General features: G+C 56.2%; 15 protein-coding genes and 1 pseudogene. 3 read left to right on the top strand and 13 right to left on the bottom strand.

The window, feature by feature from the left end:
* Window positions 1-51: 51 nt before the first annotated feature.
* Together IVB18_RS14195 and IVB18_RS14190 are read right to left on the bottom strand one after the other, a co-directional pair.
* On the bottom strand, window positions 52-615 hold the full coding sequence (locus tag IVB18_RS14195; protein WP_247989695.1) for an NADPH-dependent FMN reductase: 564 nt from the start codon (window positions 613-615) through the stop codon (window positions 52-54).
* Window positions 616-649: 34 nt separating this feature from the next.
* Window positions 650-2,368, bottom strand: coding sequence for an FAD-dependent monooxygenase (locus IVB18_RS14190; RefSeq protein WP_247989694.1), 1,719 nt, complete (start codon window positions 2,366-2,368; stop codon window positions 650-652).
* A gap of 124 nt (window positions 2,369-2,492) precedes the next feature.
* Between IVB18_RS14190 and IVB18_RS14185 the strand changes: the two genes are divergently transcribed.
* Together IVB18_RS14185 and IVB18_RS14180 are read left to right on the top strand one after the other, a co-directional pair.
* Entirely contained in the window at window positions 2,493-3,248 is a 756-nt protein-coding gene (locus IVB18_RS14185) for an IclR family transcriptional regulator C-terminal domain-containing protein (protein WP_247989693.1), read from the top strand.
* A gap of 270 nt (window positions 3,249-3,518) precedes the next feature.
* Window positions 3,519-4,100, top strand: coding sequence for a TetR/AcrR family transcriptional regulator (locus IVB18_RS14180; RefSeq protein ID WP_247989692.1), 582 nt, complete (start codon window positions 3,519-3,521; stop codon window positions 4,098-4,100).
* A 50-nt stretch (window positions 4,101-4,150) separates the two neighbouring features.
* On the opposite strand, the pseudogene IVB18_RS14175 reads toward IVB18_RS14180, so the two are convergent.
* From IVB18_RS14175 to IVB18_RS14145, 7 genes and pseudogenes are all read right to left on the bottom strand, one after another.
* A pseudogene (locus tag IVB18_RS14175) lies at window positions 4,151-4,360 on the bottom strand (MFS transporter); the annotation flags it as partial.
* An 85-nt stretch (window positions 4,361-4,445) separates the two neighbouring features.
* On the bottom strand, window positions 4,446-5,243 hold the full coding sequence (locus IVB18_RS14170) for a class II aldolase/adducin family protein (RefSeq protein WP_247989691.1): 798 nt from the start codon (window positions 5,241-5,243) through the stop codon (window positions 4,446-4,448).
* Window positions 5,244-5,270: 27 nt separating this feature from the next.
* On the bottom strand, window positions 5,271-5,462 hold the full coding sequence (locus tag IVB18_RS14165) for a hypothetical protein (RefSeq protein ID WP_247989690.1): 192 nt from the start codon (window positions 5,460-5,462) through the stop codon (window positions 5,271-5,273).
* Window positions 5,463-5,551: 89 nt separating this feature from the next.
* Window positions 5,552-6,547, bottom strand: coding sequence for a PDR/VanB family oxidoreductase (locus tag IVB18_RS14160; RefSeq protein ID WP_247989689.1), 996 nt, complete (start codon window positions 6,545-6,547; stop codon window positions 5,552-5,554).
* Between the two features lie 11 nt (window positions 6,548-6,558).
* The gene (locus IVB18_RS14155) at window positions 6,559-7,626 is read right to left on the bottom strand and encodes an aromatic ring-hydroxylating dioxygenase subunit alpha (protein WP_247989688.1); all 1,068 of its coding nucleotides are present in this window, start codon (window positions 7,624-7,626) and stop codon (window positions 6,559-6,561) included.
* 117 nt (window positions 7,627-7,743) lie between these two features.
* On the bottom strand, window positions 7,744-9,399 hold the full coding sequence (locus tag IVB18_RS14150; protein ID WP_247989687.1) for a GMC family oxidoreductase N-terminal domain-containing protein: 1,656 nt from the start codon (window positions 9,397-9,399) through the stop codon (window positions 7,744-7,746).
* Window positions 9,400-9,509: 110 nt separating this feature from the next.
* Window positions 9,510-9,731: a hypothetical protein gene (locus tag IVB18_RS14145; protein WP_247989686.1), complete on the bottom strand. Its 222-nt coding sequence runs from the start codon at window positions 9,729-9,731 to the stop codon at window positions 9,510-9,512.
* Window positions 9,732-10,361: 630 nt separating this feature from the next.
* Between IVB18_RS14145 and IVB18_RS14140 the strand changes: the two genes are divergently transcribed.
* Complete coding sequence (locus tag IVB18_RS14140) at window positions 10,362-11,006, top strand: LysR substrate-binding domain-containing protein (RefSeq protein WP_247989685.1); 645 nt, start codon at window positions 10,362-10,364, stop codon at window positions 11,004-11,006.
* 723 nt (window positions 11,007-11,729) lie between these two features.
* On the opposite strand, the gene IVB18_RS51940 is transcribed toward IVB18_RS14140, so the two are convergent.
* From IVB18_RS51940 to IVB18_RS14125, 4 genes are all read right to left on the bottom strand, one after another.
* Window positions 11,730-12,263 carry an aldehyde dehydrogenase family protein gene (locus tag IVB18_RS51940; RefSeq protein ID WP_346732635.1) on the bottom strand — a complete coding sequence of 178 codons (534 nt, stop codon included), beginning with the start codon at window positions 12,261-12,263 and terminating at the stop codon, window positions 11,730-11,732.
* Window positions 12,264-12,279: 16 nt separating this feature from the next.
* A complete protein-coding gene (locus tag IVB18_RS51935; RefSeq protein ID WP_346732665.1) occupies window positions 12,280-12,570 on the bottom strand; it encodes an aldehyde dehydrogenase family protein in 291 nt (96 codons plus the stop codon).
* A gap of 35 nt (window positions 12,571-12,605) precedes the next feature.
* A complete protein-coding gene (locus tag IVB18_RS51930; protein ID WP_247989684.1) occupies window positions 12,606-13,127 on the bottom strand; it encodes an aldehyde dehydrogenase family protein in 522 nt (173 codons plus the stop codon).
* 1,912 nt (window positions 13,128-15,039) lie between these two features.
* Window positions 15,040-16,647: a porin gene (locus IVB18_RS14125; RefSeq protein WP_247989683.1), complete on the bottom strand. Its 1,608-nt coding sequence runs from the start codon at window positions 16,645-16,647 to the stop codon at window positions 15,040-15,042.
* Window positions 16,648-16,718: the final 71 nt, after the last annotated feature.

The raw sequence follows: 16,718 nt of genomic DNA, 5'->3' as shown, positions 1-16,718 counted from the left end.
GTGAAAGCACTTCTCCCGAATTCCCGGCCCCACTTCACGGGGTATGAGGACCTACTCGATCGCGTTCCGCTTGATTCCTCGAACGAAGGTTTCGAAGGCATGAAGCTGCTGCTTGATCAAATCGCGCGTGGACCCATCGGTGAGCTCGCCGTGGCTGGCATCCGCCTTATTCTGCACGCCAGAGATGAAGACTTCAGGCTTGTTCAAAACGAGCCCTTCGACGAAGACGAGAATTTGGCGCAGATGGTATTGTGCCCTCACCCCGCCGAGCACTCCCTGGGAAGCGGATTGCAGAGCGATTGGCTTGTTCTTGAAGGGCTGATCGGGGAGCCGCGATACCCAGTCGATGGCATTCTTCAAAATACCTGGTATCGAGTAATTGTACTCCGGCGTTACAATTATTACGCCATCGGCCTTATGAATGGCGTCCCCGATCTGCAACACCACGTTGGAGAATCCATTGGCCTGCAGATCAGCATTGTAAGTCGGAACGGACTCAATCGAGGGCGCGGCCACGATCTTCATGCCCGCCGGAGCGAGCAATGGCAGCGTCCGAACCACCATTGCATTGAAGGATCCCGCACGCACGCTTCCACAAATTGCCAGAATTTCCATCAGAGTTGCTCCAAGATCTAGGTTCTGTTAGAGGTCAGCTTGCGGCACGCGCCGGGTATTTCAGCACGTTGTCTGAAACGCCCGCGCCGCTATCGTCCGACCGGGCTGTAGAGGCCAGCAAAAGATCCTCGTTTCGACGGGCTGCGACTCGACGACCTGCGCCACGCACGATGTCGATCAGGGCAAGGCAGTCTTCCGGCAGGACATCGTCGCGCCACGCGACGTGACCATCAGGACGAACCAGAACAAGCCGCCGCTCGTACAGAGCACAAGCGTGTGGATTTCGGATGCGGTGAACAGTCAGCGGGACATTACGTGCCGCTGCCGCACGCCGCAGCTCATCAACTGGAACATCTTCAAACTGAAGCAGAGTGAAGCCAGGTCCGAAGAGATCAATGATCGATTCTTGCGGCGACAACCACACGTGGGGAGCACGCGCTCCAGGAAATGAGGTTGGCTGATAGCCGTAAGTATCCTCCTGAGGCTGGACACTTCCGTCAGGTATGACGATGGGGGACGGATTGTAGATGTAGCCCAAGTGAACTCCCGGCGGATTCCACGCTTTGACATTCTCTCGCACCAAGTGCTCACCGATGGTCTTGCGAACTAGGGCGCCCTCCTCGGAAGGCTCATCGATCAGTTGATCGGCAGAGCCGTCCGAAAGCCGACGGTAGTTGGCCAGCGATGTTTCATTGCCTCGACTCGAGGCCGGACGTCGCTCGTAATCATAGCTGTCGAGCAGCTCTGGCCCGCCCCAGCCCTTGAGCACGGCCTCCAGCTTCCAGCCAAGGTCAAACGCGTCCTGGATCCCGGTATTCATCCCCAAACCACCATTCGGCGGATGAGCGTGCGCAGCATCGCCGGCAAGAAACACGCGACCATCCATGTATCGGTCGGCGATCGTCATTTTGCGAACCCAAAGAACTTTTTCTTCCACCGTGTACGGAATGTCACGACCGAAGCAACGCCGCACGTACGCAGGAATATCGGCCGTCTCCAGAGCAGTCTTATCGACACCGATAAGCTGCAACCGATACAAATCCTTGCCATCGACCATGGTCAGGAAGGACCAAGTGCCCTCCGGACCAATGAACACATACCGGAAAGCCGGCGCCGTCCGGTGCAGGTATTTGAAGTTCGGAATCTTGAGATAGACATTCAATGACCAATCAAGATGCCGTTGCCCGCGAATCTGAATTCCGAGCATACTGCGCACCAAGCTGTCAGAGCCGTCGCAACCGATCAGATATTTTGCGCGAACTTGCTGGGATCGACCAGTCATACGGTCGACCAGATCGACCGTCACGCCATCGGCGTCCTGAACGAAGTTTTGTAACTCCGTCTGATAGCGGAGCTGAATGTGGGGAAACGATCGCGCCCGCTCTTTCAGAATGGGATCAAACCAAGTCTGCGGACACGGAATTGCACGCTCCGGGCTGAACGGAGAGGATCGGTGTGTATTGAAGCTTGGCGCCTTCACGCGACCGAGTTCGTAGCCGTCCAGGTGGGTAACGAAGACATTGTCCAGCGGCTGATCGTGGGGGAAGCCCCAGTTCCAGATCTCATCCGTCACGCCGAGCTGTCGGCAAATTTCCATTGTGCGCACACCGACCTCGATCATGCGTGCGGCACCCAGCTTCTCAGCCCTGCGCTCTATTAGAATTGCTTCAAGGCCGCGTCGACCAAGGTCAGCGGCTAACGCGAGTCCGATTGGACCTCCGCCGACGATCAGAACAGGTGTTTCGATTGGCATGACGATACTCCAGTACATGTGCCGAAGCATGCACAGGGGTCTTGAAACTGTCAACAAAATCGAACAAAATGTTCGATATGCGAACAGGTGTCGAAAGCTCATGCCTAATACGGAGAAAAAGCACATGCCTAATAAGGATCGCGAACTTATCGCAGGCCTCGCAAAGGGACTCGCCATCATCGAGGCGTTCGAAACGTCGCGTGCGTCGATAACGGTCAGTGAAGCTGCCGAATTAGCCGGCCTGTCTCGCGCCGCAGCGCGACGGTGCCTTCGAACATTGGAGCTGCTCGGCCACGTCGAGGCCGAGAGCAACAAGTTCAGGCTGACGCCTCGCGTGCTTCGCCTCGCTCGGGCCTATGTTTCCTCGACGCCCCTACCAAGAGTCGTTCAACCGATCGTTGAAGCCATGAGCCAGCAACTCCATCACTCGATGACGGTCGCAGTTCTCGACGATATCTATGTCACGCTCATCGCTCGCACACTCGTGCACAGCACACTGTCGGGCGGCATGGCCCTCGGTACTCGTCTGCCGACCTATTGCTCTGCCAACGGTCGAGCTCTGATCTCCGAGCTCCCTGAACCGAAGGCCAAGGCGTTCTTGCAAAAGATCGACCTGCAAAAGCTTACGCCATATACAAAGACGAGTGTCGCAGAGATCGTTAAGGAGCTTAAGACGGTGCGGTCTGAAGGTTATGCCATAAACGATCAAGAGGTAGAGTTAGGATTGCGCAGCATTGCGCTACCGGTCCGGAATCGCCATGGTGTCATCATCTGTTCAGTGAGCATGTCGGCACGCGCAGAGAGTTCAGATCGAACTTTCCTGCTGAAAATGCTGCCGGAGCTTGAGGCTGCTCGCCGGCGCATAACTGCAGCTCTGTGACAGGCCACACCAATCGCCATCGTACGGAGCCACCACTGTCATGCGACCACGGCAAAGTCGGATGCAGCTCCTGCCAAGTCGATAGCCATCGCCGATCGGCCGACCGATGTCGCTCTCCGTGCTGAATGCTGGCGTATTTCGCCGCAAAACCGTTAGGCCGGTCTGACCAAATTTCGTGAACTCCATAACTGCACCAAATAATGCTGATCATCATCATTATTAATGATTACACTGTCATCGTGTCAAGGGATTCTAGAAGGAGCTTGACGGATGCGCTTAACTAAGGAACAGGCCGAACAAAATCGGCATCTCATTGTCGAAACTGCATCGCGGATGTTTAGATTGCATGGCGTGGAAAATGTCACCGTCGCCGACATCATGAAGGAAGCCGGCTTCACACATGGCGGCTTCTACAACCACTTTGAATCCAAAGATGAGCTGGCGGCTGAGGCTATTGCTTCTGCATTCGACGTTGTCGCAAACGATTTATGGGAAAAGCTTGCCTCCCGGAGGCGTTCACAGGATTCGCTTTCATCGTTCGTCGCGCGATACCTCAGTCCTCAGCATCGCGATACAAAATCTGGAGGATGCCCAGCATCGGCCTTGCCCGTCGATGCCGCGCGAAATGGAAAAACCGTTCAAACTGCTTTCGTCAAAGGCATTGAAACTTATCTCGATTTAATCGCCGCGCAAATGAATGGAGACGAGCAACAAGCAAGGCAACAAGCTATCGCGTTGTTTAGTCGCTTAGTAGGCGCAATGATGCTCTCCCGTGCCGTGAAAAAAAGTGACCCGACACTTTCCGACGAACTGCTCAGTTCAACGCGGAAGACCTTAAAGCTGAGAAACTGAGATATGCCGACGGCATGCTATAACGGTGTGTATTTCTTCGCGGCGTTTGCGGCGCCCCACCCATAGACCAGCGGCGATAGCCCGAGATCCGCGTTCATCGTCAGCGCGGCGAAACTGATATTGACCCGATCGAGCACACAGAAAAAATAGGCAAGGACGAGGAATGGAATCAGCCGGTATGAAATGCGAGAGACGGTTGATTGCTCGATATCGCCGCTCTCGGATGAAACCGGCGCATAGGTCGTAATGGCTTGGCTCAAGCGTTCCCCCTATTGGTTTTTCGAATTTTATCGGCCGTTCACGATCGGGGCGGAAGTCCTGTGCCGGACTCCCGTTACAACCGCGTCAATCCCGGAAATTCTGGCGCGAGACGTCGAGCTGCCGGACAAGCGCGGCATAGGTGTCCTCGCCAAAGCCGTGGTCTTTGTCGAAGCCCTTCGCGACCGCGGTCTGCGATTGTTGAACCGTCCTGTTGAGCACCGCCTCGTCGAGCGTTCGCAATTCCTGGCCCATCTTCATGGTGTTCACCTGCACCTCGCACGCCCGCTGCAGCTGATACATCCGAAAGAACGCAGCCGCAGCGGTTTCACCACAGGTCAGGAGGCCGTGGTGACGCAAGATCATGTAGCTCCTGTCGCCGAGCGATCTGACCAGCCGCTCGCGTTCGCTGAGGTCGATCGAGATGCCCTCGAAATCGTGATACGCAACCTGGCCGTGGAGCTGCGCGCCGTAGAAATTGTGCGGGGACAATCCATGCTCCGAGCAGGCGACCGTCACGCCTTCGGTGGTATGGGTATGCACGATGTAATGCGCATCCTGGCGCGCCGCATGAATCGCCGAATGAATCGTGAAGCCTGGTGCGTTCACCGGAGCAAAGCTGCCGTCGACGACACGACCCTCGACATCGATCTTGACGAGATTGGACGCGGTGATCTCGCTGTACATCAGGCCGAATTGATTGATCAGGAAATGGCGCTCCGGTCCCGGAACGCGCGCGGTGATGTGATTGTAGATCAGCTCGGTCCAGCCGAACATGTGGCAGATGCGATAGAATGCCGCCAGGTTTTCGCGCGCGACGCGCTCCTCCAGGCTAACATGGCCCGACTGGTTCTGTCCCAGCGGCGCCACATTGTGCTTGTCCATTGTAACGTCCTCCCTTTTGTTGCCAGATCATTCGAGGAAATCCGGCTGTTCTTTCAGGATGCGCGCGTAGAGCGACTGGAATTGAAACCAGCCGCTGAGCGGCGAACCGATGATGTGATGGGCTTGCTCCGCCGCTTTTTCAGATATTATCTTCAGCGGTTCGTTGGTTCTTGCCGCCGCGGCCTCCGCCAGCAACTGAACCTGGCACGAGCGATCCATGGTGATGAACCACCAGGCGCCCGAGGGATTGCTCCACTTGCTGGTTTAGCAGCGCGAATCTGACATGACCCGGTCGCGCGCATCAGGCCCTAACTGCGCCCAAGGCCGTGCTTTGGCCTTCCATGGCTAATACCATCCGCTCGAATTACAATCGAATGTCCTCGGACTCGCGAAACGCAGCAGCAAATGGCTCGGTTGAGCGCGCGCTCCTGGTCGCTCAAAAATACGTCGCGATGATCTATTTCGCCATCAAGTTCATCGACTTCTACCTTACATAGACCGCACTCGCCACGTCGACAGCCGTACATGACTTCTTGTTTCGCCACGATCAAAGCGTCAAGCATACTCATCTCTTCAGGCACCAACACCCGCGCCCCTGTCTCGCGCACAACGACTTCAAACTTGCCTGTTGGCAGCCGGCCAGAGCTTCCGAAGGTCTCGAACCGCAAGTGATGCTTCGGGAGACCTCGGCGATGCCAAGCATGAATGAGTTCGTCCATAAATCCGATAGGCCCACAGACATAGCAGATTGTATTACTATCTACCTGCTCGATAAGACGATCGGCCTGCGTACGTTGCCCGCCGGCACTCGCGTGAACAATTATTGCTCCTCCCAACAATCGTTCCAACTCGGCAATAAATGGCGCCCCGGAGGTCCGCCGGACGCAGTAGTGCATCCCGACCGATTTACCTGCTTCGTGCAGCGCTCGAGCCGCCGCGATGATGGGTGTTACTCCAATGCCCGCAGCGATGAGAAGATAGCGGTTAGCGCTATAATCCATTGGGAGGGAATTTCTCGCCCGCCGCACTCCTAGTCTCGCTCCGGCTTTCTGAGACCACATGTAGGCAGAGCCACCATGTCCGTGTGGGGCATGTTTGACAGCAATCGCAAAGCCGGGCTCATCGTCAAGCCGAAACATTGAGTAGGATCTCGTTTGTACCTGCCCCCCAACGAGCACCTCTACATCGAGGTGTCCGCCTGGCTCAAATGGAATGTTTTTTTCATCTTCCAGCACAAGCCTGAACGCCTTCACATCGGCTGCCACCTCTTCTACCGAGGCGACTAAGGCGGTTGCACGGTCCATCGAACTCTCCTTTATTCTGCCGGGGCAACTTGTAGGGTACCCTTGCTGAGGCCGCGCGCCGAATCTTGCTCAACTCTAGCCGCAAGAATTCGTCGGACCCACATCGCTCCCGCATCTATGTTCAGATTATAGAACTCTTTGTCCGGGTTCTCATCGATAGCCTTTTGCTGGGCAGTCAACACCACTTCGTCTTGGCGAAAGATCGCTGAAACATTCTGGTGCTGCGACTTCGTCAAGCGCTCGTCTTGAATGCGGTAGTTGCGGGGAAAGGACCAGAAGTATAGACAGCTGCTCTCACTTTCGGGAGTGACGGTGTTTACAACCATATGATTGATTCCCTGTGATCGATCTCCTTCTGGAGCGCCAGTGCCGGCCAGAGCGACGCCGCCGTCAATTACGATACTCGATGGGACTTGGAACGTGATGATCTGCCAACGATCGACGTTGCCTGGCTTGCCAAGTTGTTTCTTGAGGAATGGTGGTGGGTCAACGTTGAGCATCCACCGCGTCACGGTAACCGTGTCATTGGAGTGCGTAACCGAAAAGGGGGTTTCTGCGACAGAAGCGTCCCCAATCGAACCAGCATGCACGAATGTTTCGTGCGTAAGATCCATCAGGTTATCGAGGACGAGGCGGTAGTTGCAGGGAAGGCGGAGTGTTTCAATATCCCCGACCCAGTTCGAATCGTCCTGCCAGTGTAAGTCGGGAACTTTGCTCGCATCAGCAAGCGCCGGATCCCCCGTCCAAATCCACACCAATCGATGCCGCACGACGACGGGATAGGATCGAACACACGCAGAAGGGTTTATCATCTCTTGAGATGGCATGTGAATGCATCGGCCACCTGGTTCGAAGACCAGCCCGTGATAACCGCAGATCACATTGTCACCATCCAGTTTACCTTGAGAGAGCGGTACAAGACGATGCCAGCAAGCGTCATCGAGTGCTACCGGATGGCCATCAAGCCGCCGATATAGGACAATCTTCTTGCCGCATATCGTCCGGCTGAGAAGGTTGCGCGTTGCCTCGGCGTCCCAGCAAGCCGCGTACCACGCATTCAACGGAAAGGACTGAGTCATTGCTAGTCTCCATGTTCCTTCTATTTGCAACTATGCTTTGGGATCGACACTACCATGGCCCCTGCGTTCATCGCCCGCCTTGGGGAAACACTGAAGGCATCGAAGTGGCGGCGCCGGCTACACCGAGCGCCCGCTAGTTGATGCCGCAACAGTTGATGCCGCAACTCGGCCAACCCACTCACGTCGGATCATCAGATCCACGCCTTTGTCTGCTACCGCCATTGCAGTTGCATTGGTGTTGGAACTGATGATTTTGGGCATCATCGAAGCATCCAAAACGCGGACGCCGTCTACCCCCTTTACCCGCAGGTCCGGACCGACCACGGTGGACGGGTCGTCGACCCTTCCCATCCGGCAAGTACCTACCGGATGATAATTGCTCTCTGTCGATCGTTTCATGTATTCAACAAGATCATCATCGGAGACAACCGCAGATCCGGGCGACAATTCTTCTTGGATGATCGATGCAAGCGGCTCGGTGGCAAGGATTTTGCGACTGTACTTAAGGGCATTGAGCAGCCGCCTTGTATCCTCCGGATGACTAAACCAGTTCGGGTCGATCTCAGCATCCTCGTCCGGATTCGAAGAACGAAGCCTTACCGAGCCTCGTGATAGCGGCTTCACTAAATTGATCATCAGCGTGACGGCATCGCGCGGCTTCATCGGCAGTGTCGGCCACATGATGGCAAGCATATAGATTTGGATGTCCGCCTCGGCTTTTGGGTCGTCAAGATTGACGAACGCCATCGTTTCTCCGCCATTCGAAGAGATCGGTCCTCCTTTGAAAGCGATGTAGTTCATCAGATTCCGAAAGGCTTTGAAGCCCTTGTCTTCACCAAAATAGCCGAATGGGCCCTTTGTCGAGGAACATAAGAATACCTCATTATGGTCTTGCAGGTTGGAACCTACCCCCGGCAGATCAACCCTCACTTCAATGCCGTGCTGTTTCAGATGCTCGCCTGGTCCAATTCCAGAGAGCATAAGAATCTTCGGAGTGACGAAAGCTCCCGCAGTCAGCACGATTTCCCGCGAGGCAACGGCGAATTTGATTTTTCCACCCTCTTTGTACTCGACACCAGTGGCTCGCTTCCCATCAAAAAGGAGACGTCTGGCTTGGGCCTTGGTAACCAGAGTAAGGTTCTGGTTTCTAAGAGCAGGCTTCAGAAAGGCATCAGACGAACTACAGCGGACACCGCGGTAGGTGGTCGATTGGATGTAGCCTACACCGTTGAGCGTTCCCGCCGTAAAATCAGACGTGTACGGCACGCCCATTCTCTGCATAGTGCGCAAATACAGATTCGCCGCATCCACAATGTAAGGCGGATCTGAAACCCTCAGCGGTCCGTCACCACTGTGAGCGGCGTCCTCAAGGCGGACGTTCCCTTCTTGCTTCCGAAAATGGGGCACCATGTCATCCCAGCCCCAGCCGGCCATGCCGGACGCCTCGTTCCATAGGTCGTAGTCCTGTCGAGAGCCCCGGGTGTAAGCCATGACATTGACTGAACTTCCACCTCCCACCACGTTACCCTGAGGGATTGTGACCGAGCGCCCATTCAGATTCTGCTGAGATTTGGATCTATAGCGCTTCAAGAACGGCGATTTGCCGAACATTATCTTGAACGTGCCAGCGGGCATCCTGATTAAGGGACTGTCATCAGGCGGGCCCGCTTCCAAGAGCAAAACACGGAACCCATGCTCTGCTGCGAGGCGACTGGCCGCTACACAACCGGCACTTCCAGCACCGACAACAATGTAGTCAAAGGTCTGAAGCATTAGAATTAGAGCTCCGCAAAGTAGCCTTCTGGACGGAGAGATGGTTCTCTACGTTAGGCTGGGCACCATCTTGCGGCGAGTCTTCGCCGGAAGATGCCGCGCAGCGTCCGTCATTGCTTTTTGATGCTGAGGATGCGCAGGTGACAGAACTGTTTCAGCCCTTCCGATCCGAATTGGACGCCTACTCCGGAGTCCTTGTGGCCCCCGAACGGCACCGCCGATTCAACGCGCGCGCCATCAATGATATTCGGAAAGCCGTCCGAAATGCGGGCCTTAGACAAGGCGGCCGCACGCCGCGCTGCAGTCGAATTTGATCTTACAGCTTCGTTCATAAACTCGATCTCCTTTCATAGGAGCGCTCACACGGTAGATGCCGCACACCTTCGTTCTTAGTCATTTGCGCCCGAAAGAATCTCGCGGAGCGCTCACGCAGTTGGTTGTCTGTCGAGGTTAGCAGCAGCGGAATCCTTGGCCCGGCTTACGCAAGGCCCGCAGTTCGCCGAGCGCGGGTCTATCCATCGATAGGCCTCAAATGCAGCCGCTGCCTTTATCGAGTGAGCGCCTGCCTCTCCGTGAGTTCGTCATAGCTCCCGCCTCTCTTTTGTTATTCGCACTTTGCGGGACGATTTCCGGCTTGTTCGAAGCGAGCCCGTCGTGTGAGCGACAGCTCTGGACATATGAACAGAGCATGCATAGGGGTCTTGAAGCTGTCAACAATACCGAACAAAATGTTCGCTAAGCGAACACGAAAAGACATGCTTGCCTTGCAAAGGGATTGGCCATCATCGAGACGTTCGAAACTTCGCACGTTTCACTAACCGTCAGCGAGGCTGCCGAGCTAACTGGCCTTTCTCGCGCAGTGACGCGACGATGCCTGCTCGCATTGCAACTACTTGGTCATGTCGAGGCGGAGAGCAACAAGTTCAAACTGACGCCTCGCGTTCTCCGCCTCGCCTCGGCCTATGTTTCCTCGACGCCTTTGCCAAGAGTCGTTCAACCAATCGTTGAAGCTATCCGGACATCAACGTCCAGATCATCGTCGATTACGGTCTCGCCGACGTTGGCGCCGACCGGAACGATGCCGGCGTGCGTTTGGGCGAGCAAGTGGCAAAGGACGTGATAGCGGTTCGCATCGCGCCCGATATCGAGATCGTCGGGTCTCCGAACTACTTCAAGCGGCACCCTGCACCTCGGAAGCCGCAGCAGCCATCGCGCTTCGATGCATCGATCTAAGGCTTCCGACCTCAGGAACGCTGAACGGCTGGCGACTACTTCAGAATGGCAGCGAAATCAGGGTGCAAGTTGACGGCTCTCTCATCTTCAACACCATCGACATCATCCTCGACACTGCGCTCGATGGATTAGGAATCGCCTACCTCCCGCTGGATCAGGTCGACCGCCACATCGGCGCCGGGCGGCTCAAAAGAGTGCTCGACGAGTGGACGCCGCCGTTGCCGGGATATCACCTCTGCTATCCGAGTCGGCATCATAATTCCCCGGCGTTCAAGCGTTCAAGCTGCTCGTCGTCACGTTGCGATATCGTCCGCCGGAATCAAAATCGGGGTCGAAGCACCGTGTTCGCTCATGAGCGGTCTACGACGGCGTGAGAGTTGATTGGGCCTTTACCTGCAAAACTCTATGTAAGCTGCGTCGATCGGCAGGTCTCTGTTCTCGGCCGAAACCTCTCTAGCAAGACCCCACCTGACGCCGCGCGGGATTTGCCACCAGACCGCTTGCGAGGATCAGATGCGAAGCACCCTTCACGATTGCGGCAAGCGGCAACACCCGATCTCTGCGAAATGGTTTCCAAAACGCAAAAGGCGACCCTTCCGGGTCGGCTGCGCCGATATCGCAGGAATCGGTGGTCGCGGGGGAAGTGCAACATCCCCCACAAACTCGCTCCGCTTTTGATTTCCATCTTTTCCTAATAAGGTAGGGCTGGTGTTTGGACCGATCTGCTTTCGCAGGAAGACCTCGACAACCACGAATGCAACGGACCATTGGTCGCAACCAGCTAAGAGGCAACCTGCCCGTACGGTGGTGCTGGAAGCCTGGCTTTCATGGCCTCCGCATTTGGGATGCTTGTATCTTGTTCGACGAGCCCGACCGAGCTACGTCAACAGTAGGTATCGCAGCGTCGTCAACGACTATGACGCCGAGCAAAAGTTGGCATCCTCGTCGCTGCAAACAAGTGCAGTTTCTGTGACGCTGTCGAGTCGCGCCGCACCCCGCATGCTCGCGAGAGTCGCACGACAGTTCGGCTAATGCCAGATGGCGAACGGCGGTGATCTGACCGCCGTTCGGAAAAGCGGATGCGGGCAGCAACGAGGCTACAAGGCCATATTGATGATGGTGCGCTGGGTGAACTCCTCGAGCCCTTCTTGCCCCATTTCGGTACCAAAGCCCGATTGTTTGGATCCCCCCATGGGCACATCGGGTTGCACATCGAACTGCTTATTGATCCAGATCGTGCCGGAATTGATCTTCGCCGCTACTTTCGTAGCACGGTCGAGGTCTGTCGACCAGACGCTGCCGCCCAATCCGTAGGGTGAATCGTTGGCTCGCGCGATCGCGTCATCGACATCAACATAGCGCAGAACCGGCAGGACCGGGCCGAACTGCTCCTCCTTGACTAGCCTTGCATCGTCGCCGATATCACGCACGATGGTCGGTTGAACGAAATAACCCTTGCGAAGCAGTACCTCGCCACCAGCCACGATCTTGCCGTTCTGCTTAGCTTCCTCCAGGAAACCTCGCACCCTCTCGAACTGCGCCTTGTTCTGCAGAGGCCCCATTTGTGTCCCTTGCTTTGTGCCTTCATCGACCACGATATCGCGGGCCAGTCGGCCAAATTCATCGCACATCTCGTCATATTGCGAGTCATGGAATAGACTCGCTTGATGGCGACACAGCCCTGCCCGCAAATTTGGTCGCGCTGGCAAAAATTTTCGCCGCCACTTCTTTGGGATCGACATCGTCGAGGACAATTGCCGCGTCGTTGCCGCCGAGTTCCAGCGTCAGCCGCTTCAGCGAGCCGGCAGCAGATTGCATGACCTTCTTTCCAGTCGCCGTCGACCCGGTGAAGGTGACTGCGGCGATGTCGGGATGCTTGGTCAGCACGTCGCCTAGATCGTTGTTGTCGACGATGATATTAACCACTCCCGGCGGCAGTATCTCGGCGCACAGTTCGCCGAATTTCAGCGTCGTCAGTGGTGTTGTGGGCGCCGGGCTTTATCACCATCGTATTGCCGGTCAACAGAGCCGGCGCAGTCTTTACGATGAGAAGCAAGACCGGTAGTTCCAGGGGGTAATCGCCGCGACGATACCCAGCGGCGCGTGCTGCTGAATGACCCTTTGCGTCGCGTCTTCAGCACTCTGGGCGGCAGGTCCATGTTCGTGACATGGCGCAAGTGATGAATAGCGCCGTTTACCTCCCATCTTGATTTCCGCAAGGGCTTGCCCTGCTCGCTCGTGAGAAGCCTTATGAATTCGTCTTTGCGCGCCTCCATTGCATCGGCCAGTTTGACGAGCAACGCTCCGCGTTGGCGAATTGGTATCTTCGACCAGGCCGGGAAGGCGGCCTTGGCGGATGCGATGGCTTGATCCAACTGTGCCCGATCTGCCCGTGGGGCTACCACGAATACCTCCTCGGTCGCCGGATTGATCACGGCCAGTTCGGCCGCGCCAGGGACCTGCTTGCCGTCGATAAGTAATCTGAACTCACTCATAGGACCTCCAGTTTGCAGCATCCCGATGGAGCGCCAGATGCTTTGCCTGAACAGCCCGAACGTGGAACCTTATTCGGACGTGACGCTTGGCGTAACTGTAGGCCATCAGCGATCGGTCAGCTTTCACTGTCAGCTCAATCTGGCACAAAAAGTGCTATTCGGTTCTGCGAAATGAACCGGGCGTTATGCCCAAAGCGCTGACGAAACTGACGTGTAAGGTGGGAGTGGCTGGCGAATCCGGTCGCAAGCGCTATTTCCAGAATCGACGCCAAACCAGTCTGAAATTGCTCGCGGGCGCGCTCAAGCCTAACGTGAAGCAGATATTGATGTGGTGTCTTGCCCGTAGCCGCGCGAAACATTCGAAGGAAATGAGCTCGGCTGTATCCACTTTCATTTGCAAGCTCGGCGAGACTTAAATTCGCGAGCGTATTCGGCTTCGATTTTCTCCAGTATCCGGCGCAAGCGTGGCGTGGGCAGTGGATTTTCTGCTAACTTTATGCCTCCTTCGAAACAAGCGATGTGAAGAAATCTGGTGACTATTGCATATGTGAGAGAATGTGCGTAGAGGCGCCCGTTAGGCCCCCCTTCGTCGACCTCATACGCCGCGAAGTCTATGAGAGTTGCCAGCGCTCTATCAGCCATTCCCCCCACATGCTCATAAAGCTTTCCTGATGCGTCTTCACCTGCCTCGTCGATCACGCGCTTAGCTACGGCTGGATCTATCACACCCACCACAGCATTAGCGGAGCCCCGCCTCCGAAGTGCAGGCAGCCGCCCGGCCAATCCCAGGGGAAAGAGTGCCCGGTCGTTTGAGGAGACGGGTGACTCTGCCAGGCCGGTATTCTCGTTCGGTCACTAGCGGTTCTCCTCGCCAGAGTATGACGTGGTGATGGTCAAGAAACACCGTCTGCTTGATCCAAGGGTGGCGCAGCGCGCTTCTCAACGATAAGCCCGTCCCAATTGAGCTCCAGGCTTGAGCGACCTTGGATCGTGGACCCTCGTAGTATCGTGTCGATGGGACCTGCCTGCGCCCTACTGTCACGCAGATCAACTCTGCCAGGGGGGAAAATGATGAAGATTGCGCATCAGTTGAGCATCCTCTGATACATGACGAGTCCCGTGCTACAATCATGCTGGTACGGGGCCAGATGAAGCGAGCCTCCGGCGATGTGCGGGTGTTATCGCGGCGTAAACTGGACGGCGTCTCTCGCCAAGTTTAGGACCTTCGCGCAGCCATCCATCAAGGTATTGTGATGATCTGGTTTTGCAAGTCCTTGATCCGTTTCCTCAAATCGTAGCTCTCACGCCAAATATCAATTCCCAGCAAGCATTTGGCGGCACAACAAGTATCGAAAAGTGACGCCCGCGCCTTTCGCTATCGAGCGTTGGCTCCTGCGAGGAACGAGCGACTTTCTCAAACCGCGTTGCGGTCGATTCTCTATGCTGATCATCGCTAGAGTAACGAATGACCGACGATCTTGCCGCGCAGCACCTAGGCGGCGTTATGTACCCCTAATATGTTGGAACGAAAATCTGCGTCACACCACGCGAATTGCGCCGCCCGTAATGCGATGACTGTCACGGCGATGATGCGTTAGACCATCGCCGCATGCGGTTTGAGCTGCGTCTGGACCTTAGCTCCGCCCCGGAATCGACAGCCAAGCAGCGCGTCGCTTTTAGTATGTGCCAACTCGTGCCGTTGCTTTCTTCCAAGGTCACAACCGTCATATTCGCAGCAACAAGCAACATCGCGTCGACTGCATTTCGATCGCGGTCGAGACATTGTCGTGCTTGGAACCGCTTGCTTCACCGCGCATACCAAAAGGCCCCTGGCGGGCACGCCAGAGGCCTCCTTGGATTTTTAACTCAAGATTGGTGAGAGCCAGTTTCCTCCCGTGGTTTCATCGAGGGCTTACCAGTTGCGCTGAGCACGAAGGAGAAGGACGACGGAGTCCTGATCCTTCATCTCATACGCAGCTACCGGTTTTGCGGGCACTGCGATCAACGCGGCTGGGGTCACCGTACCGGAGTACTTCTGGTCAAGATGCGTCCAGAGCACGTCGGCTGAGAACGTCAGGTTCTTCACCGGAGTCCAGCGAGTGATCAAGCCGAGTTGAGAGATATTAAAGTCCGGATTGCAGCCCGCGAGGCCAGCCGAAGGAGCCAAGGTGCCGAAGAAACCAGCGCTGCAAATTGTCGACTTTGCAAGAGAGCCATATTGAACGCCAGCATATGCGCCGTAGATGGCCGTGTTCCAGTATGGGTCCCAATTGTGAGTGAATGCACCACGAAGGCCCCACGTCCTAACAGTTTCCTGCTGAGACCCGGTTACAAAGACCGTATCGTAAGCTTGGCCGATGCCAAGGCTCTGATAGACAACGCCGGAGCTGCCGTACATCGCAAAGGTGCTGCCCGCAAGATTCTGGAAGTTGTAGCGGGTCGCACCATCCGTATAGACTGCCTGGACGTTGATCGTGTCGCCGGTGCCCGTCGGGACGTTTTTGATCGACAATGCCAGCTGCGCTGCCCAACCCCACTTATCGTCGGGATGACCGGTCGGTTCTGACGCGCCGTAGTAACCTACGTGATTGTCTTTGGCAGCCACGGAGGCTTGGAACAGGCCCCAAGCCTGGTCCATCCGCACCATAGCGACGAGGTTCGGAGAGCGAGTACCGCCCGTGCTACCGGTGTTGCCATAGGATCCACTAAACAATCCGTAACCACCGGCACCACCCGGAGTGATATTGACGTTGCCCGCCTGATAATACTGGGTCACGTCTTCCGCGGAGAACGACGCTGTCACGCCTTGTCCGAAATCAGCAGTGTATGTGAACTGATTGACGCCGGTAACCGTACCGCCACCACCGACGAGACCATCGAAGTTGTTGCCCGGATAGCTGCTCCATGGAGCGTCGAACTGCGATAGCGCCTTACCCATAGTAAGGCCGGCGAACTGGATGAAGGCATAATATACACCGAGCGCGCCGCCGCCGGCATTTCCATCGGTGCCGTTGACCGATCCCGACCCCGAGCCGTACGGCGTTGCCGCGCCAGTGACCGGGTTAGTTCCAGCCCCGAGCGTTCCGGAGTACTGGGTTTGGCCGGTGCCGCTGTTAGAGCCCACGTAATTGCCAGTCGTCCAGCTGAACGCTCCGTCGAAGAACGTACGAACGACACCGTACTCCGTCGCAGTACGCGTATCGATGTTAAAGTCTTCTCGGGCGCGAGTGCTATAGTAGTTCGTAAGCCGGTTGCGCGCGCCGTTGGCCCCTTGAGAGGACACGTTGAAATTACCAAGGTAATCTGCGTTGGTTCCCAGCGCGGCATCGACGCGCAGGTATCCACCCAGCTTAATGCAGGTATCAGCGGCCGGGATATAGTAGAATCCAGCACCGTACAGAGAGCAGATCTTTACATATTCGACCGCCTTGGCCTTTACGGGAAGGTCGGCCGCTTGCGCACCACTAAAGATGGCGAGGCCTGCCACCGTGCCAAGAATTGCTCGCCTAAGGCTAATCATTCGGATCTCCAGTTTTCATGCGCGATCACGCCGCTTCGTCATTGCGCGTCGCAAGATGACTTCCACAATTC

Source organism: Bradyrhizobium sp. 186, from assembly GCF_023101685.1.
GTDB lineage: Bacteria > Pseudomonadota > Alphaproteobacteria > Rhizobiales > Xanthobacteraceae > Bradyrhizobium.
The sequence above is the reverse complement of the archived record's forward strand: the minus strand, read 5'-3'. Positions and strand labels throughout refer to the sequence as shown.